Annotated in this window: 23 protein-coding genes; 1 reads left to right on the top strand and 22 read right to left on the bottom strand. The window is 72.5% G+C overall.

The genetic code is table 11. The features are described 5' to 3' along the window. Positions 1 to 8 precede the first annotated feature (8 nt). The 21 genes from EFK50_RS11365 to EFK50_RS11270 form a co-directional block, all read right to left on the bottom strand. Positions 9 to 1,172 carry a cytochrome P450 gene (locus EFK50_RS11365; RefSeq protein WP_123227663.1) on the bottom strand — a complete coding sequence of 388 codons (1,164 nt, stop codon included), beginning with the start codon at positions 1,170 to 1,172 and terminating at the stop codon, positions 9 to 11. Continuing rightward, the gene (locus tag EFK50_RS11360) at positions 1,169 to 2,074 is read right to left on the bottom strand and encodes a 3-keto-5-aminohexanoate cleavage protein (RefSeq protein ID WP_123227662.1); all 906 of its coding nucleotides are present in this window, start codon (positions 2,072 to 2,074) and stop codon (positions 1,169 to 1,171) included. Before EFK50_RS11360 ends, EFK50_RS11365 begins: the two co-directional genes overlap by 4 nt. An 11-nt stretch (positions 2,075 to 2,085) precedes the next feature. Continuing rightward, complete coding sequence (locus tag EFK50_RS11355; RefSeq protein ID WP_183407774.1) at positions 2,086 to 2,748, bottom strand: HAD family hydrolase; 663 nt, start codon at positions 2,746 to 2,748, stop codon at positions 2,086 to 2,088. Then, a complete protein-coding gene (locus EFK50_RS22190; RefSeq protein WP_183407773.1) occupies positions 2,745 to 3,053 on the bottom strand; it encodes a hypothetical protein in 309 nt (102 codons plus the stop codon). Before EFK50_RS22190 ends, EFK50_RS11355 begins: the two co-directional genes overlap by 4 nt. Beyond that, entirely contained in the window at positions 3,050 to 4,231 is a 1,182-nt protein-coding gene (locus tag EFK50_RS11350; protein WP_123227661.1) for an amidohydrolase family protein, read from the bottom strand. The genes EFK50_RS22190 and EFK50_RS11350 overlap by 4 nt, the downstream gene beginning before the upstream one ends. 83 nt (positions 4,232 to 4,314) lie before the next feature. Next, entirely contained in the window at positions 4,315 to 5,505 is a 1,191-nt protein-coding gene (locus EFK50_RS11345; RefSeq protein WP_123227660.1) for a thiolase C-terminal domain-containing protein, read from the bottom strand. Continuing rightward, positions 5,502 to 5,915, bottom strand: a complete 414-nt coding sequence (locus tag EFK50_RS11340) for an OB-fold domain-containing protein (RefSeq protein ID WP_123227659.1) — start codon at positions 5,913 to 5,915, stop codon at positions 5,502 to 5,504. The genes EFK50_RS11345 and EFK50_RS11340 overlap by 4 nt, the downstream gene beginning before the upstream one ends. Positions 5,916 to 5,931: 16 nt before the next feature. Continuing rightward, the gene (locus EFK50_RS11335; protein ID WP_123227658.1) at positions 5,932 to 6,948 is read right to left on the bottom strand and encodes a hypothetical protein; all 1,017 of its coding nucleotides are present in this window, start codon (positions 6,946 to 6,948) and stop codon (positions 5,932 to 5,934) included. Positions 6,949 to 6,951: 3 nt separating this feature from the next. Further along, the gene (locus tag EFK50_RS11330; RefSeq protein WP_123227657.1) at positions 6,952 to 7,368 is read right to left on the bottom strand and encodes a MaoC/PaaZ C-terminal domain-containing protein; all 417 of its coding nucleotides are present in this window, start codon (positions 7,366 to 7,368) and stop codon (positions 6,952 to 6,954) included. After that, the gene (locus EFK50_RS11325) at positions 7,365 to 7,814 is read right to left on the bottom strand and encodes an FAS1-like dehydratase domain-containing protein (RefSeq protein WP_123227656.1); all 450 of its coding nucleotides are present in this window, start codon (positions 7,812 to 7,814) and stop codon (positions 7,365 to 7,367) included. Before EFK50_RS11325 ends, EFK50_RS11330 begins: the two co-directional genes overlap by 4 nt. Continuing rightward, positions 7,811 to 8,716, bottom strand: a complete 906-nt coding sequence (locus EFK50_RS11320; RefSeq protein WP_246004130.1) for an SDR family oxidoreductase — start codon at positions 8,714 to 8,716, stop codon at positions 7,811 to 7,813. Before EFK50_RS11320 ends, EFK50_RS11325 begins: the two co-directional genes overlap by 4 nt. A 42-nt stretch (positions 8,717 to 8,758) precedes the next feature. Next, positions 8,759 to 9,844, bottom strand: a complete 1,086-nt coding sequence (locus tag EFK50_RS11315; RefSeq protein ID WP_123227654.1) for an acyl-CoA dehydrogenase family protein — start codon at positions 9,842 to 9,844, stop codon at positions 8,759 to 8,761. A 10-nt stretch (positions 9,845 to 9,854) separates the two neighbouring features. Further along, on the bottom strand, positions 9,855 to 11,078 hold the full coding sequence (locus EFK50_RS11310) for an acyl-CoA dehydrogenase family protein (protein WP_123227653.1): 1,224 nt from the start codon (positions 11,076 to 11,078) through the stop codon (positions 9,855 to 9,857). A gap of 106 nt (positions 11,079 to 11,184) precedes the next feature. Further along, the gene (locus tag EFK50_RS11305; protein WP_221177359.1) at positions 11,185 to 12,345 is read right to left on the bottom strand and encodes an acyl-CoA dehydrogenase family protein; all 1,161 of its coding nucleotides are present in this window, start codon (positions 12,343 to 12,345) and stop codon (positions 11,185 to 11,187) included. Between the two features lie 43 nt (positions 12,346 to 12,388). Beyond that, a complete protein-coding gene (locus tag EFK50_RS11300) occupies positions 12,389 to 13,150 on the bottom strand; it encodes an SDR family oxidoreductase (RefSeq protein ID WP_123227652.1) in 762 nt (253 codons plus the stop codon). After that, entirely contained in the window at positions 13,147 to 14,025 is an 879-nt protein-coding gene (locus EFK50_RS11295; RefSeq protein WP_123227651.1) for an enoyl-CoA hydratase/isomerase family protein, read from the bottom strand. Before EFK50_RS11295 ends, EFK50_RS11300 begins: the two co-directional genes overlap by 4 nt. Positions 14,026 to 14,027: 2 nt before the next feature. Continuing rightward, positions 14,028 to 15,200 carry an acyl-CoA dehydrogenase family protein gene (locus tag EFK50_RS11290; RefSeq protein ID WP_123227650.1) on the bottom strand — a complete coding sequence of 391 codons (1,173 nt, stop codon included), beginning with the start codon at positions 15,198 to 15,200 and terminating at the stop codon, positions 14,028 to 14,030. Positions 15,201 to 15,329: 129 nt separating this feature from the next. Further along, positions 15,330 to 16,172 (bottom strand): amidohydrolase family protein, encoded by an 843-nt coding sequence (locus tag EFK50_RS11285; RefSeq protein ID WP_123227649.1) that lies wholly within the window; start codon positions 16,170 to 16,172, stop codon positions 15,330 to 15,332. Between the two features lie 7 nt (positions 16,173 to 16,179). After that, positions 16,180 to 17,340, bottom strand: coding sequence for an acyl-CoA dehydrogenase family protein (locus EFK50_RS11280; RefSeq protein ID WP_221177358.1), 1,161 nt, complete (start codon positions 17,338 to 17,340; stop codon positions 16,180 to 16,182). Positions 17,341 to 17,388: 48 nt separating this feature from the next. Next, positions 17,389 to 18,570: a thiolase family protein gene (locus EFK50_RS11275; RefSeq protein ID WP_123227647.1), complete on the bottom strand. Its 1,182-nt coding sequence runs from the start codon at positions 18,568 to 18,570 to the stop codon at positions 17,389 to 17,391. Next, positions 18,567 to 18,983, bottom strand: coding sequence for a Zn-ribbon domain-containing OB-fold protein (locus EFK50_RS11270; protein ID WP_123227646.1), 417 nt, complete (start codon positions 18,981 to 18,983; stop codon positions 18,567 to 18,569). The genes EFK50_RS11275 and EFK50_RS11270 overlap by 4 nt, the downstream gene beginning before the upstream one ends. Positions 18,984 to 19,061: 78 nt before the next feature. Here EFK50_RS11270 and EFK50_RS11265 point away from each other — a divergent pair, with 78 nt between their 5' ends. Next, complete coding sequence (locus tag EFK50_RS11265; RefSeq protein WP_123227645.1) at positions 19,062 to 20,057, top strand: acyl-CoA dehydrogenase family protein; 996 nt, start codon at positions 19,062 to 19,064, stop codon at positions 20,055 to 20,057. Here EFK50_RS11265 and EFK50_RS11260 read toward each other — a convergent pair. After that, a complete protein-coding gene (locus EFK50_RS11260; RefSeq protein ID WP_123227644.1) occupies positions 20,035 to 21,588 on the bottom strand; it encodes an adenylate/guanylate cyclase domain-containing protein in 1,554 nt (517 codons plus the stop codon). The two genes, EFK50_RS11265 and EFK50_RS11260, sit on opposite strands and share 23 nt — an antisense overlap. Positions 21,589 to 21,614 lie beyond the last annotated feature (26 nt).

The raw sequence follows: 21,614 nt of genomic DNA, 5'->3' as shown, positions 1-21,614 counted from the left end.
TGAGGTCCTCAGGAACCCGGCGTGAAGACGGCCGGGAGGTGCGCGACGCCGCGGATCATCAGCGGGCCGTGCGGCACGAACTCGTAGTCCTGCACGAGCCGGAGGTCGGGGAGCCGGTCCAGCACGGCCTGCAGCCCGACGATCCCCTCCAGCCGGGCCAGCGAGGACCCGATGCAGAAGTGCTCGCCGTACCCGAAGGTGTAGTGCCGGCGGTTCTCCATCGCCGGGCGGTCCAGGTCCCACTCCAGCGGGTCGGCGATGTGGTCGGTGTCCCGGTTGGCGTGCCCGACCGCGGTGCACACCATCGTGTTCGCCGGGATCGTGGTGCCGCCGACCTCGACGTCCGCCCCGGTCCGGCGCGGGACCCAGTACAGCGGCGGCTCCAGGCGGAGCGTCTCCTCGACCGCGTTCGGGACCAGCGCGCGGTCCTCCAGGACGCGTTCCCACCGCTCCGGCTCGGTCAGCAGGAAGTGGAACATCGAGGCGAGCAGGTTGGCCGTGGTGTCGGTCCCGGCCAGGATCAGCTGCCGTACCAGGGCGACCAGCTCGCCGGTGCTGAGCGAGTCGGTGCCCTCGTGCACGCCGATCAGGTCGCTGAGCAGGTCGTCGCCCGGAGTGCGTCGCCGCTCCTCGACGATGCCGGTGACGTACTCGCGGAGCTCGTTCGCGGAGGGCGCCTCGCCCTCCCGCCCGGGGACCGAGTACTCGATCGCCTCGCTGGCCCACTCCACGAACCGGCGGCGGTCGCCCTCGGGGATCCCGACGAGCTCGGCGATCACCATCGCGGGAAGGACGAAGCAGTAGTCGGCCGAGAGGTCCACCGACCCGTCGGCGACGAAGGCGTCGATCAGCTCGTTGGCGAACCTCCGGGTCGGCTCCTCCAGACGCTTCACCGCACGCGGGGTGAACGCCCGCACCACCAGCTTGCGCAGCCGGTGGTGGTCCGGCCCGTCCATGTGCACCAGGCTCGGCTCGACGCCGGGCTGCGGCGGCTTGAGCTCGTTGCGGAACGCCTCCGCGTCGGCGAAGACGTCATGGACGTTCTGCCGCCCGGTCACGACCACGGCGCCGCCCACGGTGCGCGTCACCGGGCAGCGCGCGTGCGCCTCGGCCAGCGGCGTGTACGGGTCGACGACCGGCGTGAAGACATCGATCTCGATCTCCTGGTTCATCGCATCGGCTCCGCGATCCCGCACCGGCGGCGGAGGTCGGCCTGCGTCGCCGGCTCGAGCCCGTGCTTCTGCACGCGCTCCACCATCCGCTCGACCATCTCCTTGTTGGTGGCCGTCGGGAAGGCGAGCGGGGTGTCGCCGATCCCCGCCCGGATGCCCAGCCCGCGCTCGAGCGCGCGGTCCCAGAGCGCCTCGCAGCGCTCCGCCGAGCTCATCGCGTACGGCACCACGATCGTCTCGTGGTCGACGTCGTCCGGGATCCGGCTGAGCAGGAAATCGATCACGTCCGGGTCCGGCTCGCTGTTGGAGACCCAGCGGTCGGAGAAGAAGAGCTTGAGGTTCAGCGGCTGCGGCAGCAGGCCGGCCCGGGCGGCGAGCATCACCCACCGCATGTCGGCGGCGTTGAACACCGCGATGTTCGGGACCAGGCCGAGCTCCTTGAACCGGTCGATCTCCGGCGGGTACGGCGGCCGGCCGTGGTTCGGGTCCTCCGGTCCGAACGTGACCACGCCGAACTTCTTCTGCTCCTCCTGCCAGAGCACCCGCTTGATGTGCTGCACCGGGTCGAAGGGCGAGAGCGCCAGCCGGACCCCGTCCGGCGGGGTGGTGGCCAGCGACCAGACGTGCTCGAGGCTGCCGACGTAGCTCGGGTAGGCGAGCACGTCCACCTCCTTCGCGGCGGTCTCCAGGACGGTACGGGAGACGGAGCCGTCGACCCAGGCCTGCACCCCGTCCTCGTAGCGGGCGTGGAAGTGCACGACCGTGGCGCCGGCGCGGACCGCGTCCACCAGGTTCTCGGCGGTCTCCTCGGCGCCGTACGGAACGTTCGGGTTGTCGTCCTTGGTGACGACCTCGTTCACCCCGGCCTCGATGTAGACCTTGCCCTCGTCGCGAAGCGCCACGGCACTCCCTCTCATTGGTTTCCGGTAGTGGTCACAGGTGCGGACCGGTCGAGCAACGCGGTCAGCTCGGCCCGGCACTGGGCAGGGTCCTCGAAGACGAGGCCGTGCAGTCCGACCGCACGGGCGCCGTCGACGTTGACGGCGAGGTCGTCCACGAAGGCGACCTCGGCAGGCTCGAGCCCGAGCCGGTCGAGCGTGATGCGGAAGGCCTCGGGATCCGGCTTGCGGACGCCGAGGTCGGAGGAGTCCAGCACCACGTCGAACTCCTCGAGGGGCAGCACGCCCGACTCCCACCAGGACTTCGCCTCACGGGCGTTGTTGGTGAGCAGGCCGATCCGCGCCCCGGCGGCGCGCAGGTCCCGGACCAGCACGAGCATCTCGGGGCGCACCTGCTGCCCGGCCGCGAGCGCCGCCGCCAGGCGCCTGATGTCGACCCGGACGCCGTACCGGGTCTCGATGTCGACGCAGAGCCACTTGAGGAAGTCGCGCATCGTCGACCGCCCGGTCTCGACGTCCTGGAACTGCGGACCGGTGCGGACCGCGTCGGCGATGGACGACGACGGGATGCCGAGATCCTCGGCGTAGGCGACCATGCCGGCGAACGGGTCCGTGGTGAGGACGCCGCCCAGGTCGAAGACCACGGCGCGGACCGTCACCGCCTGCTCCGGGGTCACCGCGGCACCGGCGCGTTCGCCCGGCCGGCGCGGATCCGCTCGGCCGCCGCCGCGAGCTCGTCGGCCCGCGCGGTCTCCGCCTCCGCCTGGGCGACCAGCCCAGCCCGGTCGCCGTCGAGCACGTCCCCGCTCTCGAGCAGGTCGTGCAGCATCCGCGCGCGGGTCCGCGACCGGGCGACCTCCTGGGCGAGGCGCTCGGAGGCCTCCGCGATCGTGAGCAGGTCCTCGTCGTCCCAGTCGGAGTCGCCGAGCATCTCCGACGGGCCGTGCGGAGCCCGGGACTCCTCCTCCGGCAGCGAGGTCACGCCCGGCTCCCGAGGCCTCCCGTGGACTCCTCGGTCCGCGGGAAGTGGAAGAGCGCCCGCGCGTTCCCCTCGACGATCTTGTAGACCTCGTCGTCGGGAATCTTCGCGAAGACCTCCTCGGCGACCTTCCGGCTGTTGGGCCAGTTGGAGTCCGAGTGCGGGTAGTCGCACTCCCAGAGGATGTTGTCGATGCCGACCGCGTGCCGGTTCTCCAGCCCGTGCACGTCCTCGATGAAGCAGGCGTAGACGTGCTTCTGGAAGAGGTCGGAGGGGCGCGCGTCGTGGACGATGTTCTGGTACCAGCGGTGCCGCTCCCAGACGTAGTCGGCGCGCTCCAGCATGTACGGCACCCAGCCGATACCGCCCTCGGCAAGGCTGATCCTGAGGTTCGGGTGCCGGTGGAAGACCGGCGAGAAGAGCAGGTCGGTGAGCGCGTACATCGAGTTGCAGCCGAAGAGCGTGATCGAGACCGCCATCGGTCCGTCCGGGGACGGCTTCGGAGAGACGCCGGAGGTGCCGAAGTGCATCGACAGCGGCGTCCCGGCTGCCTCGGCCGCGCTGAACAGCGGGTCCCAGTGCTCGGTGTGGATCGACGGGAGGCCGAGCGGTGCGGGGTTCTCCGGGAACGCGATCGTCCGGACGCCCTTCGCGGCGGTGCGCTCGATCTCCCGTACGCACTCCTCGACGTCCCAGAGCGGCAGCACCGCGAGCGGGATGTAGCGCGCGGGGGCGGCGCCGGCCCACTCGTCGATGAGGAAGTCGTTGTAGGCCTTGACGCAGGCGAGTGCGGCGCCGCGGTCCGCCCCCTCCAGGAAGACGGTGCCCGCGAACCGCGGGAACGACGGGAAGCAGAGCGCCGCCTCGACGCCGTCGAGATCCATGTCCTTGAGCCGCTCGACCGGGTCGTAGCAGCCCGGCAGCATCTCGTCGAAGCGGGCAGGGTCGATCCCCCAGTCCTTGGGGTCCTTGCCGGCAACCGCGTTCAGGCCGATCTGCGGGTAGCGCTTGCCCTGGTACTCCCAGACCTGGCTCGGCGGACCGCCCTTCTCGCGCGGGACGTCCACGATCCGCGGCCCGAGCTCCCGGTACTTCTCCGGCAGCCGGTCCACCCAGACGTTCGGGTGCTCGATCAGGTGGTCGTCCACCGAGATCAGGTGCATGTCGTCCTGCAGTGGCATCGTCGCTCCTCGCGCGCGGGGGAATCCGCGTCGATATTATCTAACTGATTAAGTTGTTTCAAGAGTGGCTGGGCAGCGCTCCCTCACCGCACCAGGACGTGCACCGCGCAGGCGCTCCCGAGACCCAGGACGTGCGCCATCCCGACCTTCGCGCCAGCGATCTGGCGGTCGCCCGCTTCGCCGCGCAGGTGCGTCACGACCTCGTACACACCGGCCACCCCGGTCGCCCCGAGGGGGTGTCCCTTCGAGAGCAGGCCGCCCGAGACGTTGACCGGCAGCGAGCCGTCGCGCCACGGCGCCCCGGACTCCAGGAAGGAGACCGCGTCGCCGGGCTTGCAGAGCTGCAGGTTCTCGTAGTGCAGCAGCTCCGCGGTCGCGAAGCAGTCGTGCAGCTCGACCAGGTCCAGGTCCTCGGGACCGACCCCGGCCTGCTCGTACGCCGCCGCTGCCGCCAGCCGGGTGACCCCGTTGACGTCCCAGCGGGCCTCGGCGTCCTCGACCCACGGGTCGGAGACCAGCACCGACGCGGCCACCTTGACCGCCCGCTCGCGGACCCCCGGGGCGAGCCGAGCGAGTCCGTCGGCGTTGACCAGCACCACCGCGGCGGCTCCGTCCCCGGTCGGCGAGCACATCAACGAGGTGTTCGGCCACGCGATCATGTCGGCGTCCCGGACCTGCTCGAACGTGAACGCCTTCTGGTACTGCGCGAGCGGGTTGAGCGAGGAGTGGAAGTGGTTCTTCTCGGCGATCCGGAAGAAGTGGTCGGCCGAGGCTTCCGGGTTCGCCGCGAGGTAGCTGACGCCGGCCTCCGAGAAGACGCCCGGCATCAGCGCGCTGCCGATCAACCCCTCGGTGTCGAGCACCGCGCCGTCGCGCCCGCGCGCCGCGAACTCGGGCCCTCGGGGCTCCTCGGGGGCGGCGAGCAGGCCGCGCTTGCCGAGCTGCTCCGCCCCGACCGCGAGCGCGATGTCCGCCTCGCCGGCCCGGATCGCGGTGATCCCCGACCGGATCGCCGTCGCCCCGGTCGCGCACGCGTTGACCACGTTGACCACCGGGACGCCGGTCATGCCGATCTCGTGCAGCATCCGCTGCCCCACCCCGGTGATCGCGTCGAAGACGTTGCCGACCGCGACGTGCTGGACGTCGCGGATCCCCAGGCCCGCGTCGGCCATCGCCCCGCGGGCGGCGCGGGCGGCCAGGTCCACCACGTCCCACTGCGGGAAGCGGCCGAACGGCGTCATCTCGGCGCCGACGATCCAGATCGGCTCGCTCATGCGGGTGCTCCTTCGATGTCCTGCACGCGGAAGGTGAAGGCGACCGCCTCGGTCCCGGCGGCGTCGGTCCCGACGACCCCGGTCTCCAGGACGGCGCGCCGGCCGACCGCGGCCACCGGGTCCTCGGCGTCGGTCAGCGTGCAGCGGACGAACCCGCCCGCGTCGAGGGCGACCACGCCGCTGGTGAACGGGGTCGGCACGCCGGGCATCCCCCGGTGCACGACGGTCGCCGTGGTGACCACGCCGGTCGTGCCGAGGTCGACCCCGGCCGCGAAGTCGTCGCCGCCGCAGCTCGCGCACGCCGAGCGGCGGAGCAGGTAGGTCGCTCCGCACGACCCGCACCGGGATCCGACGATCGTCGGCGCGGGGTCGAGGCGGAGGTGCGCCACCGCGGGCACCTGGTTCGTCATCCTTGCTCCTTCGTGCTCATCGTCCGAGGATCCGGCCGGTCGTCTCCCAGTGCCGGATCGCCGGCGGGAAGAACTCGTTGTACGAGTGGTAGCTCACCGGCTCGCGGGTCTCCCCGGCGCGCCGCAGGTACCCCTCCGAGGATCGGTAGAAGTCGTGCCCGGACGCCATCTCCGGGAGCTCGCCGTCCGCGACATGGGTCCAGTCCCACCGCTGGCCGTCGGCGAGGTAGCTCATCGAGTCGGGGAAGGTGTTCTCCTTGTAGACGATGTCCTCCGCGGTGACGTCGCTGCCGCAGTGCAGCAGCTCGGTCCCGCCGTCGGCGGACTCGGCGGCGACGAAGGCGAAGGCGAACCCGTCGGCGCCGTAGCAGAGGTGACCCATCTCGACCGAGCCGTCGGTGTACTCGGTGCCGAACGGCGTCCAGGCCAGCTCGACGCCGGCGAAGTAGGAGCTGTTGCGCCAGGTCACCCCCGGCGGCAGGTAGCACTGGTCGATCCAGAGGAAGCCGTCCGCGTCCTTGCCGAACGCCGTCCCGGCGACCCGGTGCTGGAGCGAGCTGTAGAAGAGCGGGGACGGCCCGCTCGGCACGTAGACCTGCATCCCGGGCCCGATCCGCCGGCCCTCGACGCGGAGGGCGTCGCCCTCGGCGTACCGGACGGAGCGGTCGCCCCGGACCAGCTCGAACGGCTGCCCGGTGGCGTACCCGGCCTCGAAGGGCTTGCTGCCCATCCGCCAGTCGCCGTCCTGGGCCGAGGTCACCACGGGGCCGCGGAACCACTCCTGGCCCGCGGGCATCTCCCGCTTCCGGAGCGCGCCGTCGCGGGACTCGTTGCAGGTGAAGTGCAGGCTGCCCTCGAGACCGAGCGTGGTCCGGTAGGCGAAGTAGAGCTTGCCGTCCTCGTCGCGCAGGTTCAGGTAGAACCAGGTCACCGCCAGCGACAGCCCGAAGTGCGTGGTGGTCGGCAGTCCGTCCGCGGCCGCCGGCTCGAAGCTACCGACCAGGGTGCGGTGCCCGAAGTCGCCCTTGCCCATCGCTCAGTCCTCCAGCCGGACGGTCGCGGTTCCGGAGACGGCGACACCGCCGTCGGCCCTGCTGATCGCCAGGTCGAGCTCGGCCACCCGGGCGCCGGCCTCGTCCCGGACCTCCCGGACGACCCCGGCGCAGGTGAGCACGTCACCCGGCCACACCTGCTCGGCGAAGCGGACCGCGAACCGGCGTACCGCGGTCGCGCCGAAGAGGTCGGTGCAGTACGTCGCGAGCAGCCCGGCCTGGAGCATGCCGACGCTGAACGCCCCCGGCATGCCGCCGCTCCGGGCGAAGTCGTCGTCGTGGTGCACCGGGTTGAAGTCGCCGCTGGCCCCTTGGTAGCGAACGATGTCGGTCCGGGTCTGCGGCGGCAGCGTGCGCGCCGGCAGCACCGCTCCGGCGGCGAGCTCGCTCGGCACGGTCATCCTGCACTCCTCTCGATCACGGTGGAGCGGCCCTCGGCCACCACCGGCCCGTCGTGGCTGCCGCGCCGGAAGGTGGTGAGCACGACGAGGAAGGTCATCGACCCGCCGCGCTTGCCCTCCTTGACCGTCACCGACTCGATCGTGACGTCGACGGCGAGCTCGTCGCCGACCCGGGGCAGCTCGCCGGGAAAGGAGTACTCCTGGCCGCCGTGCAGGACCCGCGGAAGGTCCACCCCCAGCCGCTCGACCAGCGACGGACCGTCGGTCGGCTCCCAGAACGCCGACGCGGTCAGGAATGTCGGCGGCACCACCGCGTCGTCCGCCTGGTACGCCGGGTCGGCGGAGCCCGTCGCCAGGGCGAACTCGCGGACCTTGCCCCGCTCGACCGGCATCTCGTAGGAGAGCAGTGTCTCCCCGACGCGCGCCTCGGCGGGGTGGCCGGTCATGCCGGACTTCCCGCGGGACGGCGTCCGGTGATGTCCGGCTGCGGCGCCGCACGAGCGACCAGGTCCGTCATCACCGGACCGAGCCGGCCCGGCGTCCAGCGCTCGTCGCTGGAGACCTCCGGACCGTAGGCGAACCCGTCCACGACGGCGATGGTCCCGCCGATCACGGCGAAGATCCGGCCGGTCACGCCCGCGGACTCGGCACTGCCGAGCCAGACCACGACCGGCGAGACCGACTCCGGCGCCATGTCGCTGCTCCGCGCCAGCTCCTGCATCGGACCGATGTCCTCGGTGAGCCGGGTCAGCGCCGTCGGAGCGACCGCGTTGACGGTGACCCCGTAGCGCCCCAGCTCCATCGCGGCGATGGTCGTGAAGCCGGCGATGCCCGACTTCGCGGAGCCGTAGTTGGCCTGCCCCACGGCCCCGAAGAGACCCGAGGGCGACGTCGTGTTGATCACCCGGGCGTCGACGGGCAGGCCGTCCTTGGAGCGCTGCCGCCAGAAGTCGGCAGCGTGCCGGGTCGGCGCGAAGGTCCCCTTGAGGTGCACGTTGACGACGGCGTCCCAGTCGGCCTCGGACATCGAGGTCAGCATCTTGTCGCGCAGGATGCCGGCGTTGTTCACCAGCACGTCGAGGGTGCCGAACGCGGAGACGGCCTGGCCGATCAGCGCCGCGGCACCGTCCCAGGTCGCGATGTCGTCGGTGTTCGCGACCGCGGTCCCGCCGGCGGCGCGGATCTCCTCGACAACCCGCTGGGCGGGACCGTCGGAGCCGCCCTCGCCGGCGGCGCTCCCGCCGAGATCGTTCACCACGACCCGCGCGCCCGCTGCCGCGAACGCGAGCGCGTGCGCCCGGCCGAGGCCGTTGCCGGCACCGGTGATCACCGCTACGCGGCCGTCCATGTCCACCATCTCGAGGTATCTCCTGATCCGTTGTCGAGTGTTCTAGCCGTCCAGCAGGACCGCGGCAACCTGTTCGCGGTGCCAGCTCGGCGATCCGTGCAGCAGCTGGAGGGTCTTCGCCCGGCGCAGCCGCAGGTGCAGGTCGTTCTCCCAGGTGACGCCGATCCCCCCGTGCAGCTGGACGGCGTCGGCGGTCACCTGGACCGCGGCCTCGGTCGCGACCGCCTGCGCCATCGCGACCGCGACGGCCGCATCGGAGGCCGGGTCCGCGGCGAGCGCCCAGGCGGCTCCGTACGACGCCGAGCGCGCGTTCTCCACCGCGACGAGCATGTCCGCCAGCCGGTGCTTGACGGCTTGGAACGTGCCGATCGGTAGCCCGAACTGCTCGCGGCTGCCGGCGTAGGCGCGCGTCTGCTCCAAGGCCCAGGCAGCGATCCCGACCGCCTCCGCGGCCTCCAGCGCCCGCAGCAGCGCGACCGCACGACGTCCGATCCGCGCCCCCGACCCGGGTGCGCCGAGCCGTCGGGCCGGGGCCTCCTCGAGGACGACGACCGCGGCGGGCCGGGTGCGGTCCAGGGTCGGTTGCGGGCTGATCGTGACGCCCGGCCCGACCTCGACGACATACCAGTCGCCGTCGGTCGCCGGCAGAACCAGCAGGTCCGCTCCGACGGCGTCGAGGGCGAGCGGCACCCGGCCGCTGACCGTCTGCCCGTCGCGCGAGGAGACCAGGTCCGGCGCCGGGTCCACCCCGGGGCCGGCGGGCACGATGCCGGCCCGCCGCGCGCCCGAGGCGAGCTCGGGGAGCAGCTCCTTGGCGAGCGCGTCGTCGCCGGCCAGCCGGATCGCCTCCGCGGCGACCACCTGGCCGAGCACCGGCACCGGCGCCACGGCGTGCCCGAGCCGTTCGCAGACCAGGGCGAGCTCGACCGGGCCGGCACCGGCGCCGTCGTGCTCCTCGGGTACGGCGAGGCCGAGCACCCCGAGATCGCGGAGCCGGTCCCAGAGCGCCACGTCGACCGCCGGCGCCTCGGGTTCGTCGTAGGGCGTGCGCGGGTGCGCGTGCGCGGCGAGAACACCGGCGACGGCGTCGTCGAGCGCGCGCTGCTCGTCGGTCAGTCCGTACTCCACCGGGACCTCCTCACGCGTCCGCCCACGGGTCGCGCGGCATCCCGAGGACCCGCTCGGCCAGGATGTTCCGCTGGATCTCCGAGGTGCCGCCGCCGATCGTCGAGGCGCGGGTGCGCAGCCAGCCCAGCGCCCACTTGCCGTCGTACGGCGCGTCCTCGGCTCCGCGCTCGAGCACGGCCGCGCCGCCGCCGAGGTCCAGGGCGAGCTCGTGCACGTGCTGCTCGACGTGCTGGCCGAAGAGCTTGGACATCGCCCCCTCCGGGCCGGGGTTCTGGCCGTCGAGCACCTTGGCCAGGTTGCGCATGCCGTTGATCCGGACCAGCTCGGTCTCGATCCAGGCGCCGGCGATCCGGTCCCGCAGCGCGGGATCCGCGGCGGCGCGCGGCCGGCCCGGGAGGTCCTCCTTGGCCTGGGCGACGATCTTCCGCATCGTCGACGTCAGCGCGACCTGCTGGCCGAGGAAGAGCACCGCGCGCTCGTTGGCCAGCGTCGTCCGGGTGACCGACCAGCCGTTGTCCAGGCCGCCGACCACGTTCGCCAGCGGCACCCGGACCTCGTCGAGGAAGACCTCGCTGAAGCCGGAGTCGCCGGAGATCTGCCGGATCGGCCGGACGTCGACCCCCGCCGCGTCCATCGGCACCAGCACGAACGAGATCCCGTCCCGCTTCGCGGCGGCCGGGTCGGTGCGGACCAGCGCGAACATCCAGTCCGCGCGGTCGGCGCCGGAGGTCCAGATCTTCTGGCCGGTGATCACCAGCTCTTCGCCGTCGACGACGCCTCGGGTGCGCAGCGACGCGAGGTCCGATCCCGCGTCGGGCTCCGAGAAGCCCTGGCACCAGAGGTGCTCGCCGTGCAGCATCGGGCGCAGGAAGAGCTCCTGCTGCTCCGGGGTGCCGTGCGAGATCAGGGTGGGGCCGCAGAGGTTGAGCCCGATCCGCCCGGTCGCGGGCATCGCCCGGTGCTCGCCCAGGGCCAGGTGGAACAGAAGCTGCTGGGTCGTGGTCGCGGCCCGGCCGCCGAACTCCTCCGGCCAGCCGATCGCCGCGTAGCGGGCTTCCGCGAGCTCCGACTGCCAGGCCCGCAGGGCACCGTCGCGCTCGGTGGGCGCTGCCGCACGGATCGCGGCCCGGTGGGCCGGCCAGTGCTGCGCCAGCCAGGCACCGAGCTCCTGGGCCCAGGCCCGGTCGAGGTCGTCGAGGCGCAGGCCGAGGCTGTCCACCGCCGTGGAGTCCATCCGGCCGCTCCTCTCGCCTGCTCGTGCCGCCCGTGGCACGGGAGCGTCTGAATCATATAACTAGTTCAACTATTACGCTACCAACGCGGACCGAGGCCCGGTTCGCCTAGCCCCGCGGCAGCCCGAGAGCGCGCTGCGCGATGATCGAGCGCTGCACCTCGCTGGTACCTCCGATGATCGAGAGCACGGTCGCCGCCCGCAGGAAGTGCTCGGCATCCGCCGCGAGCCGGTCCGCGGTGACGCCGGGCGCCAGCAGCGCGTCGGCACCCAGCCGGTCGACCAGCAGCTGTGCCACTCGCTGGGCGACGGCCGGTCCGACGATCTTGTTCATGCTCGCCTCGCCGCTGGCCGGCTCGTTCGCCTCGCCCCGCGCCACCGTGCTCAGCCCGAGCAGCCGCTCGACCTCGAGCTCGGCGACCTGCTCCCCCAGCTCGGTCCAGGACGCCTCCGGGAGGGTGGCGCCGGTCCGGCCGAGGCGATCCAGGTAGCGGGCCAGCAGCAGCCGTGCCTCGCGGCCGCCGAAGGACATCGACCGCTCGATGTCGAGGGCGGCGGACATCATCATCCAGGCCTTGCCCTCCTCGCCGATCAGGTGCGAGGCCGGCACCTCGACGTCGTCGAAGAAGCACGCGTTCACCCGCCAGCCGCCCATCACCCGCACCGGCTGGACGGTCACGCCGGGGGCGTGCGCGTCGATCATCAGGATCGACAACCCGTGGTGCCGGGTGGACTCCGGATCGGTCCGCACCAGGGTGAAGATCCAGTCGGCGACGTGCGCCCCCGAGGTCCAGAGCTTCTGCCCCCGGACCCGCCAGCCGGCGTCGGTCCGGGTCGCGCGCGAGGTCAGCGCGAGCAGGTCGCTGCCCGCCTCCGGCTCGCTGTACCCCCCGGCGTAGCTCCAGGACTGGTCGAGGATGCGCGGCAGGTGCTCGGCCGCGAGCTCCTCCGGCCCGAAGGTCGCGAGCATCCACCCGACCGCCTCCGACTGCTCCAGCCCGTACGTCGGCAACCCCGCCGAGTCGAGCTCCTCGTGCGCGACGAACCGCTCGCCCTGGGTGGCCGGCGGCACCAGCGAGCCGGGCCACCCCATCCCCACGACCCCCAGCCCCGCGAGCCGCGGGTTGAACGTGGTCGGCGCCTGGCGGTCGGACTCGAGCTCGGCGATCTCCTGCTCGATCGCCTCGAGGTCCGCCAGCGAGAACCCCTCGACGAAGGCGCGCACCTTCGCCCGGAGCGCTCGCTCCTCGTCGTTCAGGCGGAACTCCACGGGATCTCCTCGGCGTCGTCGGTCGGTGGCGTCTCGCGCGTGCTCAGGCCAGCAGGGTGTAGCCGCCGTCGACCGGGATCGTCAGGCCGGTGACGAAGGAGAAGTCGCTGCTCATCAGCGCCACCGCCACCGAGGCGATCTCCTCGGGTTGCGACAGACGGCGCAGCGGGGTTTTGTCCGCGACCGCCTGGATCACGTCCTGCACCCCGGCGATGATGTCCTCGCCGCCGTGGCCGGGATTGTCGACCAGGGACGGCGAGACGCCGTTCACCCGGATGCCGCGGGGTCCGAGCTCCGCGCCGAAGTACCGGACCAGGTTCTCCATCGCCGCCTTGGCGGGTCCGATCGCGCCGTAGTAGCGGGCGTACCGGTTCGCGCCGAGGCTGCTGCAGGCGACCACCGAGCCGCCGACCTTCTCGAGCTCGGGCACCGCGGTCTGGATCGCCTCCCAGAGCCCCCAGACCTGGACGTCGAAGACCAGGTCGTACTCCTCCCGGGTCACCCCGAGGGTGCGCCCGGCCAGGATCGGGACCGCGGTGGTCAGGAAGCCGCCGAGACCGCCGAGCTCCTCGGCGGCCCGGGTGACCATCCCTGCGGCGTCCTTGCCGAGATCACCCCGGACCAGGACCGGCTCGGGCCCGCCGGTCGCCGCGGCCGCGGCCTGGGTGCGCTTCGCGGCCTCGTCGTTGGCGACGTACCCGATCGCGGTGGCGATGCCCTCGCGCGCGAGCTGGACGACGGCAGCGGCACCGATGCCGCGGCTGCCGCCGACGACGAGGACCTTGTCCGGGATGGTGCGGGTCACTGCTCGTCTCCCTTGCCGTCGTAGTGCTCGTCGCGCTTCTTGAACGCGGCCGACGTGCCGCTCTCCTTGCGGGTCTTCACGAAGTTGAACTCGTCCTCCTCGAAGCGGAGGTTGGTGCCGAAGCTGTGGAAAAGGTACGCCGTGGCCTCCTCGAGTCCCAGCGTTGACGACGCCTCGACCAGGCGGTAGGCCTCCTTGGCGATCACGATGCCGTCCGCGGGCATCTTCGCGACCTGGGCGGCGAGCTCCTCGGTCGCCGCGGCCACGTCGGCCTCCTCCGCGAACCGGGCGAAGATCCGCGGGCCCTCGAACTCCGCGCCCTCGGCCATCCGGCCGGTGAGCAGCAGGTCGCGGGTGAGCACCGGTCCGAGCCGGTGCATGAAGAGCGCGATGTTGCCGAGCACCGGCCCCAGGAACCGTGCCGCCGGCATGCCCAGCTTCGCGGTCCGCGACACGACGGCGAGGTCGCAGGAGAGCGCGAACTCCATCCCGGCTCCGAGCGCGTAGGACTCGACCTGCGCGATCGTCACCTTCGGGAAGCCGATCAGCTCGTGGAAGACCCGCTGCGACTTGCGGTCCACCCGCAGCCGGCGGCGCTGGCTCGGGCGCCGGGAGTCGCCGGGCGTGTCGTACCAGCCGTAGGCGTGCCCCAGGTCGACACCGGTGGTGAAGGTGCCGCCCTCGCCGCGGAGGATCACCACCTTGATCGCGTCGTCCTCGGCGCAGTCCTCCAGCATCTCGCCGAAGTCGAGGAAGTCCTCGGGGGCGAGCGAGTTCTTCTTCTCCGGGTTGGAGAAGGTGATTCGGGCAAGGTGCGCCTCGTGGTCCTTCTCCATCCGGACCCGCCCGGACGCGTTCTGGATCTCGGTGGTCATCGTCAATTCTCCCGTCGCTGGTCGAAGAAGGCGCCGTCCGCGAGCTCGCGCGACAGGACGCGGAGCATGACCTCGTCGGCGCCGCCCCCGATGGAGAGCAGCCGCGAGTCCCGGAGGAAGCGGGAGGTCCAGGTCTCGGACATGTACCCCATCCCGCCGTGGTACTGGAGGCAGGTGTCGGCCACCTCCCGGATCAGCCGCCCGGAGAGCAGCTTGGCGACCGACGTCTGCCGGGTCGCGTCCCGCCCCGCGACGATCAGCTCCGCGCAGGCGTGCGCGTGCGCCCGCACCGCCTCCACCTCGGAGGCGAGCTCGGTGAGCCGGTAGACGAGGTACTGGTTGTCCAGCAGCGGTCCCCCGAACGCGCTCCGCTCCCGGAGGAAGCGGAGGGTCCGGCCGATCGCGGTCTCCATCTGGCCGACCGCCTGGTAGACCGCGCAGATCCGCTCGGTCTGGAACTGCTGCATCTGCTGCTGGAACCCGCGGCCGACCTCGCCGATGGTGTTCTCCACCGGCACCCGGGCCCGGTCGAAGACCACCTCGGCCGTGTCTGAGCTGCGGTTGCCGAGCTTGTCGAGCTTGCGGGTGATCGAGACGCCCGGGGTGTCGTTGGGGACGATGATCTGGCTCATCCCCCGGTAGCCGCCCTCGTCCGAGGTCCGCACCAGCACGCACATCCAGTCGCCCTGGGGGGCGTTCGTGATGTACAGCTTCGACCCGGTGATCACCCAGGAGTCCCCGTCGCGCTCGGCCCGGGTGCGCAGCCCGGCGACGTCGGACCCGGCGTCCGGCTCGGTGACCGCGATCGAGCAGACCTGCTCGCCGCGGACGGCCGGCGCCAGGAAGCGCTCCTTGAGCTCGTGGCTGCCGTGGGCGTGCAGCGACGGCGTCGCCATGTTCGCCTGCACGTTGTACGCCATCGAGATGCCGTTGACCGAGACGGTGCGACCGAACTCCTCGCACGCGATCACGGTGTACCAGTGGTCGGCGCCCTCGCCGCCGTACGCCGCGTCGTACTCGAGCCCGAGCAGGCCGACCGCCGCCAGCTTGGGGAAGAGCTCGTGGGCCGGGAAGATCCCGGCGTCCTCCCAGGCGTCGACGTACGGCTCCACCTCGCGCTCGAGCACCGCTCGGACGGAGGCGCGGAAGGCGTCGTGGTCATCGTGGAACAGCATCGGGCGCCCTCCTGACGAGGTCGCGCGGGGAGCAGAGGACGTGCACGAGGGATTCCTTCGAATCAGTTAAACAGGTTATACAAATAACCTAGCACAGCCGACCCCGCGCCGGCAGGCCCGCGACGACGCTCAGCGGGCGAGGTCGAACGCGGCCACGGCGTTGTCGTGCAGGAACATCCGGCGCACCTCCGGCGTCAGGCCGAGGTCGTCGACCCCGTCCAGAGCACCCCCGAACTCCAGGATCGGCCAGTCGCTCGCCCAGATGCACTTGGAGCGGCCGTAGCTGCGCAGGAAGTGCTTGAACGGCTCCGGGTAGTACTTGGGCAGGTGCGCGCTGGTGTCGATCCAGACGTTCGGGTGCTTGGCGGCGACCGCGATCATCTCCTCGGTCCACGGCCAGCCGATGTGCCCCGCGACGATCCTCAGCTCCGGGAAGTCGATCGCGATCCGGTCGACGTGGCCGGGGCGACCGGTCTCCGAGGTGTAGGTCGCCGGGCCGGTGCCGCCGACCTGGACCTGAAGGGTGAGCCCGAGGTCGACGCAGGCGGCGTAGAGCGGGTACCACTGCGGGTCGGTCGGCAGCTTGTCCCAGATGAACGGCTCCAGCTTCAGGCCCTTGAACCCGGCCTCGGCGAGCCGGCGCAGCTCGCGGACCGCGGGCATCACGCCGTCGGTGGACCACGGGTTCGCCGAGGCCACCCCGGTGAACAGGTCCGGGTGGTCCGCCACCGTCTTCTCGACCAGCTCGTTCGGGATCAGCGGCCCGGCGGAGCAGAGCGCGTGCCCGATCCCGGCGGCGCGCATCTCCTCGACCATCTCCGCGACCGGGATGCCCGCCTTGACGCGGCGCCCGTGCGCGAACCGGTCGGCCATCTGGAAGTTCCGGGCCGGCATGTCGCGCACCACCTCGGCCGGCCAGGGCTGCACCCAGGCGTCGATGATCTCGTAGTCCTGCTCGGCTCCGTCGTTCATGGGCGGCTCATCCCTTCGGCAGTCCGAGCACGCGCTCGGCAATCATCGATTTCACGATCTCATCCGTTCCGCCGGCGATGTGGAACGCCGGACCCGCGAGCAGCACCAGGCGCCAGTCGTCGAGCGACGGGTCGTCGAGGGCCAGCTCGGCGCCGAGCGAGCGGCGTACCGCGTCGCCGAGGCCGGAGACCAGCCGTCCGGTGGCCAGCTTCGCCAGTGCCGCCTCCGGTCCCGGAGCGCTCCCGGCCAGCAGCCGGGCGTGCATGCCCTCCTCGAACGCGGCCAGCCCGCGCTGCTGGACGACCACGTCGACGAAGCGCTCCCGGGCATCGCTCGCGTCCCAGTCCAGGTCCGCCGCCTGCCGGACCAGGCGGCCGAAGGAGCGCCCGAACATCGTGAACCGCTCGAAACCCAGCGTGGTCATCGCGACCATCCATCCCTGGCCGACCTCGCCCAGGACGGCCTCGGCGGGCAGCAGCACGTCGTCGAAGAAGACCTCGGCGAACGACGCGCCCCCGGTCATCTGCCGCAGCGGCCGGACCTCCACGCCCGGCGCCTCCAGGTCGACCACGAAGGCGGTCAGTCCGCGGTGCCGCTCGCTGCCGGGCTCCGAGCGGGCGATCAGGTAGCCGTAGCGCGAGTGCCGCGCCTCCGAGGTCCACACCTTCTGCCCGTTGACCACCCAGCCGTCCTCGGTACGCCGGGCAGAGGTGCTCACCGCGGCCAGGTCGCTGCCCGCGCCCGGCTCGCTCATCAGCTGGCACCAGACCTCCTCGCCCCGGAGGATCCGCCGGCAGTGCTCCTTCTGGGCGGCGGTCCCGAAGGTGTACACCGTCGGCCCAATCATCTCCAGGGTGACGCCGAAGAGCCCGCGCGGGACGTCGTACTCGAACTCCAGGTCGGTCCACGCCAGCGCGTGCGCCGGGCTCAGGCCGCGGCCGCCGACCTCGGCGGGCCAGGTGATCCCGGCGAACCCGTGCTCGAAGAGGGTCCGCTGCCACTGCCGGCAGGACTGCTCCCACGCCTCGACGTCGTCCATCTCCCGGAACTGCGCGAACATCGCGTCCGGGAACCCGTCCGGCCGGTGCTCGGCGTGCTCGTCGAGGAACGCGCGCGCCTGCTCGGCGAACTCCGCCACCGTCGGCCCTGCCGCGAGTACGTCCGTCACTGCTACCTCCGCTCTCGGTCGATCAGTCATCTGAGCCGCGTCCCGGGATCAGCGGCGGACCAGGGTGAGGGCACCCGCAGTCGGACCGCCGCCCACCCCGACCGCGACCACCGCGGGCCGTCCGGCCTGGCGCTCACCCCCGCGGTCGAGCAGCTGGACGCAGGCCTCGTGCAGCAGTCCGCACCCGTGCAACCGGCCCGCGGAGAGCTGCCCGCCGCCGGTGTCGAGCGGGAGCTCGCCGTCCAGCGCGATCCGGGAGCCGTCACCGACGAACGCGCCGGCCTCGCCCTTGCCGCAGAACCCCAGGGCCTCGAGCCAGACCAGCGGCAGGAAGGTGAAGCCGTCGTAGAGCTGGACCTGGTCCACGTCGGCGGGTCGCAGGTCGCTGCGCTCCCAGAGGTGCGCGGCGGCGTCCGAGGCCGCCATCCCGGTCAGGTCCGGCCCGGCGTGCCAGAGCGGGCGCTGGCGCAGCGCCCAGCCGATCCCCTCGATCCCGATCGACGGGTGCGGTCCGTCGTCCGCGGTGTCGACGTGGCTGACCACGAAGGCCACCGAGCCGTCGCACGGCACGTCGCAGTCGAGCATCCCGAACGGCTCCGAGATCATCCGGGCCTCGTAGTAGTCCTCGAGCGTGAGCGGCGTGCGGTAGACCGCAGCCGGGTTGCGGGCCGCGTTCGCGCGGTTGTTCAGCGCGATCGCGGCCAGGTGGTCCCGGGTGGTGCCGAACTCGTGCATGTGCCGCGCCGCGTGCAGGGCGATCCAGGTGGCCGGGGAGTGCGCGTCGAACGGCGCCAGCCACTTGCGGAACCCGGGGATCGTGGTGCCCTGGAACGACATCGCGCGACTCCGGCCGGCATCCCCCTGAGCAGACGCCTCGCCCACCGTGCGGTAGACCAGCACGTGCCGGGCCAGACCGGAGGCGACCGCGAGCACGGCGGAGAAGAAGCCGCCGAGCTGGCCGCCCTCGGGGCCGCCGTAGCTCCAGTTCACCGCCAGGCCCAGCGCGGCCTGCACCTCCTGGGCTCCGGGTCCGGCGAGGCCGGGCGAGTCGAAGCCGCCGCCGGGGAAGGTCGCGATCCCGTCGATCTCGGAGCGGTCCAGGCCCGCGTCGGCCAGCGCCTCCAAGCACGCGTCGAGGGTGAGCGCCAGCTCCGAGCGCGGCAGCCGGCGGCCCACCTCGGAGGCGCCGATCCCGCGGATGACGGCGGACTGCTCGGGTCGCCGGCTCACGCGCCCGCCCCCGCGGGGACGAACAGCGGCAGCCAGACGCCGTCGACCTCGTCGAAACGGACCTCCACCCGGTCACCGATCCGCGGCGGCGCCCCGGGGTCGACCAGGCCGGCCATCCGGCTGACCAGCCGCAGGTCGGGTGCCTCGTCGGGGGCGACCACGACCACGGCGTACGGGACCTCGAGGCCGGGGAGCCAGGACTGGTGGTTCACCGAGACCGAGTAGAGCTCGCCGCGCCCGCTGACCGCGGTGAAGGCGATGTCCTCGGACAGGCAGTGGTGGCAACGGGGTGCAGGCGGGTGCTGGAACCGCGTGCAGGAGGCACACTGCTGGAGACGGAGGACGCCGTCGGCGCCCGACTCCCAGAACGGCGCGTCGTCGCTGCCGACCTCGGGCACGAGCCGGGCGTTCATGGGCGCAGGGGTGAAACAGGCAGACGCATGGGTTTAAGGTACACCTAATTAACTGATTAAGACCCGGAGGACGACGCGATGATCGACGATCGTTGGAGCAGGGACGCCGAGGAGCTGGGCGCCGCCCTGCGCCGCGTCCTGGCCAAGCACTCCGGCAGCGACCAGGTGCGCGCCGCCGAGGCCGGCGACGGCACCGACCGCGCTCTCGACGCCGCCCTGACCGAGTTCGGCCTCGGCGACCTCGCCGGTCAGCCGGAGCTGCTGGTCCGGGCCGCCCGCGAGGTCGGCGCGGCGCTGGCGCCGACTCCGTTCGTCGCCTCGGTGCCGGCCCTCGCCCTGCTCGGCCGCGGCGACGTCTCCGACGGCGTCGACCGACCGCTCGCGGCTGCCGGCGTCGACCTCGTCGCGGTCCGCACCGGCGCGACCGTCGGCCTGGTCTCCCCCGGCGCCGCGGTCCGTACGGCGGCCGGCGAGTCGGCGCACGACGTCCGGGCCCTCGGCGGGACCCCCGCCCCGACGGACGCGGAGGCCCGGACCTGGATCTCCTGGGGGTGGCTCGCCACCGCCGCGGCGCTCGTCGGGGCCGCCGAGAACCTGCTGACCCGCACCGTCGAGTACGTCTCCCAGCGCCACCAGTTCGGCCGCCCCGTCGGCGCATTCCAAGGGGTCGCCTTCCCGCTCGCCGACGCCGCTACCGCAGTCCGGGGAGCCGACCTGCTGGTGCGGAAGACGACCTACCTCGCTGCGAACGACGGCGAGCCGCCGCGGCACTTCGCCGCGATGACCGCGTACGCCGCCCGCAGGGCCGCGCGCCAGACGGCGTCCACGACGCACCAGGCGATGGGAGGCCAGGGCTTCACCACCGAGGCCGACACCCAGCTGTACTCGCGCCGGCTCCGGACCTGGTCGGCCGCGATGCCCGACCCGGCGTCGGCGCTCGCCGACCTCGCCCGCACCCTCGCCGACCCGGAGGCGCGCGAGCAGGTCACCGACCTCTGGCAGTTCGACCGCGGCTTCGAGCTGCCGCGGTGGGTGCGCGAGGCGGACGCGGCTAGCCGCGGAGCCGCGCGGTAGCGGTCGGCTCGGCGCGACCGCGCAGCACGACCTCCCCGTCGGGCACCCAGGACGAAGCCTCCTCGGCGTCCGCGAGCCGGACCGTCTCCGCAGCGACCGAGACGTGGCCGGGGACGGCCTTGGCGAGGTCGCACAACCGGGCCGCGGAGTTCACCGAGTCGCCGATCACGGTGTACTCGAACCGGGACTCGTCCCCGATGTTGCCGGCGACGGCCTCCCCGGTCGCGACCCCGATGCCGGCCTCGATCTCGGCGACCTCGGTGCGCAGCCGAGTGGCGATCCGCCGGGCCGCGACCAGCGCCGCCGTCGGATGGTCCGGGTGCTCGACCGGGGCGCCGAAGATCGCCAGCGCCGCGTCGCCGATGAACTTGTTCACGAACCCGCCCTGGGCGTCGACCTCCTCCACCACGACGGCGAGGAACCGGTTGAGCGTCGCCACGACCTCGATGGGCGAACGCTCGGTGGCGTAGGTGGTCGACCCGATCAGGTCGATGAAGAGCACCGAGACCACCCGGGTCTCGCCGCCGAGCACGACCTCGCCGTGGGCGGCCGCGTCCGCTACCTCCTTGCCGACGTGCCGGCCGAACATGTCCCGGATCGCCTCGCGCTCGCGCAGCCCCCGGGCCATGTCGTTGAAGCCCGCCTGCAGCAGGCCGAGCTCGGTGCCGTCGAAGACGGTGACCTCGACGTCGAAGTCACCGGTGCGGACCCGGTCCAGGGCGTTGCGCACCGAGGCGATCGGCGCCACCACCGAACGGGCGTTGAGCACGGTGACCATCAGCCCGAACACCAGGACGACGCCGCAGAGAGCCAGTGCGATGATCGCCAACCGGTTCTTCGACATCTCGGCGCTGGTCAGCGCGACCATCGCCGCGACCGCGAGGCCGACGATCGGGGCCGCGGTGCCGATGCCCCAGAAGAGCAGCATCCGGGCCTGGACGCCGGTGACCCCGCGCCGGCTGCGGCCCCGGCCGGACAAAGCCCGGGCGGCGATCGGCCGGAGCACGAACTCGGCCTGCAGGTAGGCGATCGTGCTGACCACCAGGCCGCTGATCACGATCGCGAACCCGGTGCCCATCGCCCGGTCCGGCTGCACGATCAGCGCCTGGACGGAGAAGATCACGAACGCGACGAACCAGAGCCCGCCCTGGATCAGCGTGAGCCGGAGCGGCGTGCGCAGCGCCCGTCGGCGCTCGGCCGGGGTCGGGTCGCGGCCCTCCAGCGCCCAGCGCAGCCCGCGCAGGCTGCTCAGGGTGCCCCAGAAGCCGCCGACCAGGACCGCGGCCGCGACGTAGGTCGGCACCGTGATCGCGAGGCTGATCATGCTGGCGTGGTTGAGCGCCTGGGTCGGCAGCACGAACACCGAGATCACGAAGACCACGCCGGCGCCGACCAGGTGGGTGGTGATCAGCAGCGCGGTGAGCAGCAGCTGGATCCGGACCCGCAGCCGTTTCGGCGATTGGTCCTCCGGTCCGAGCAGCACCGAGCCGAAGGGAGCGCGCTGCTGCTGGCTCCGGTCCCCTGCGCTCACGGCAGCATCCTTGCACCGCGCGAGCT

This window comes from Nocardioides marmoriginsengisoli (assembly GCF_003725695.1).
GTDB lineage: Bacteria > Actinomycetota > Actinomycetes > Propionibacteriales > Nocardioidaceae > Marmoricola > Marmoricola marmoriginsengisoli.
Note: the sequence above shows the minus strand (reverse complement) of the source record. Positions and strands in the feature narration are given on the sequence as shown.

Coding starts and splice junctions, on each gene's coding strand:
- EFK50_RS11365 (WP_123227663.1), bottom strand. CDS start 1,172: ATGAACCAGGAGATCGAGATCGATGTCTTCACGCCGGTCGTCGACCCG.
- EFK50_RS11350 (WP_123227661.1), bottom strand. CDS start 4,231: ATGCCACTGCAGGACGACATGCACCTGATCTCGGTGGACGACCACCTG.
- EFK50_RS11345 (WP_123227660.1), bottom strand. CDS start 5,505: ATGAGCGAGCCGATCTGGATCGTCGGCGCCGAGATGACGCCGTTCGGC.
- EFK50_RS11340 (WP_123227659.1), bottom strand. CDS start 5,915: ATGACGAACCAGGTGCCCGCGGTGGCGCACCTCCGCCTCGACCCCGCG.
- EFK50_RS11335 (WP_123227658.1), bottom strand. CDS start 6,948: ATGGGCAAGGGCGACTTCGGGCACCGCACCCTGGTCGGTAGCTTCGAG.
- EFK50_RS11330 (WP_123227657.1), bottom strand. CDS start 7,368: ATGACCGTGCCGAGCGAGCTCGCCGCCGGAGCGGTGCTGCCGGCGCGC.
- EFK50_RS11325 (WP_123227656.1), bottom strand. CDS start 7,814: ATGACCGGCCACCCCGCCGAGGCGCGCGTCGGGGAGACACTGCTCTCC.
- EFK50_RS11320 (WP_246004130.1), bottom strand. CDS start 8,716: ATGGACGGCCGCGTAGCGGTGATCACCGGTGCCGGCAACGGCCTCGGC.
- EFK50_RS11310 (WP_123227653.1), bottom strand. CDS start 11,078: ATGGACTCCACGGCGGTGGACAGCCTCGGCCTGCGCCTCGACGACCTC.
- EFK50_RS11295 (WP_123227651.1), bottom strand. CDS start 14,025: ATGACCACCGAGATCCAGAACGCGTCCGGGCGGGTCCGGATGGAGAAG.
- EFK50_RS11290 (WP_123227650.1), bottom strand. CDS start 15,200: ATGCTGTTCCACGATGACCACGACGCCTTCCGCGCCTCCGTCCGAGCG.
- EFK50_RS11285 (WP_123227649.1), bottom strand. CDS start 16,172: ATGAACGACGGAGCCGAGCAGGACTACGAGATCATCGACGCCTGGGTG.
- EFK50_RS11270 (WP_123227646.1), bottom strand. CDS start 18,983: ATGAACGCCCGGCTCGTGCCCGAGGTCGGCAGCGACGACGCGCCGTTC.
- EFK50_RS11265 (WP_123227645.1), top strand. CDS start 19,062: ATGATCGACGATCGTTGGAGCAGGGACGCCGAGGAGCTGGGCGCCGCC.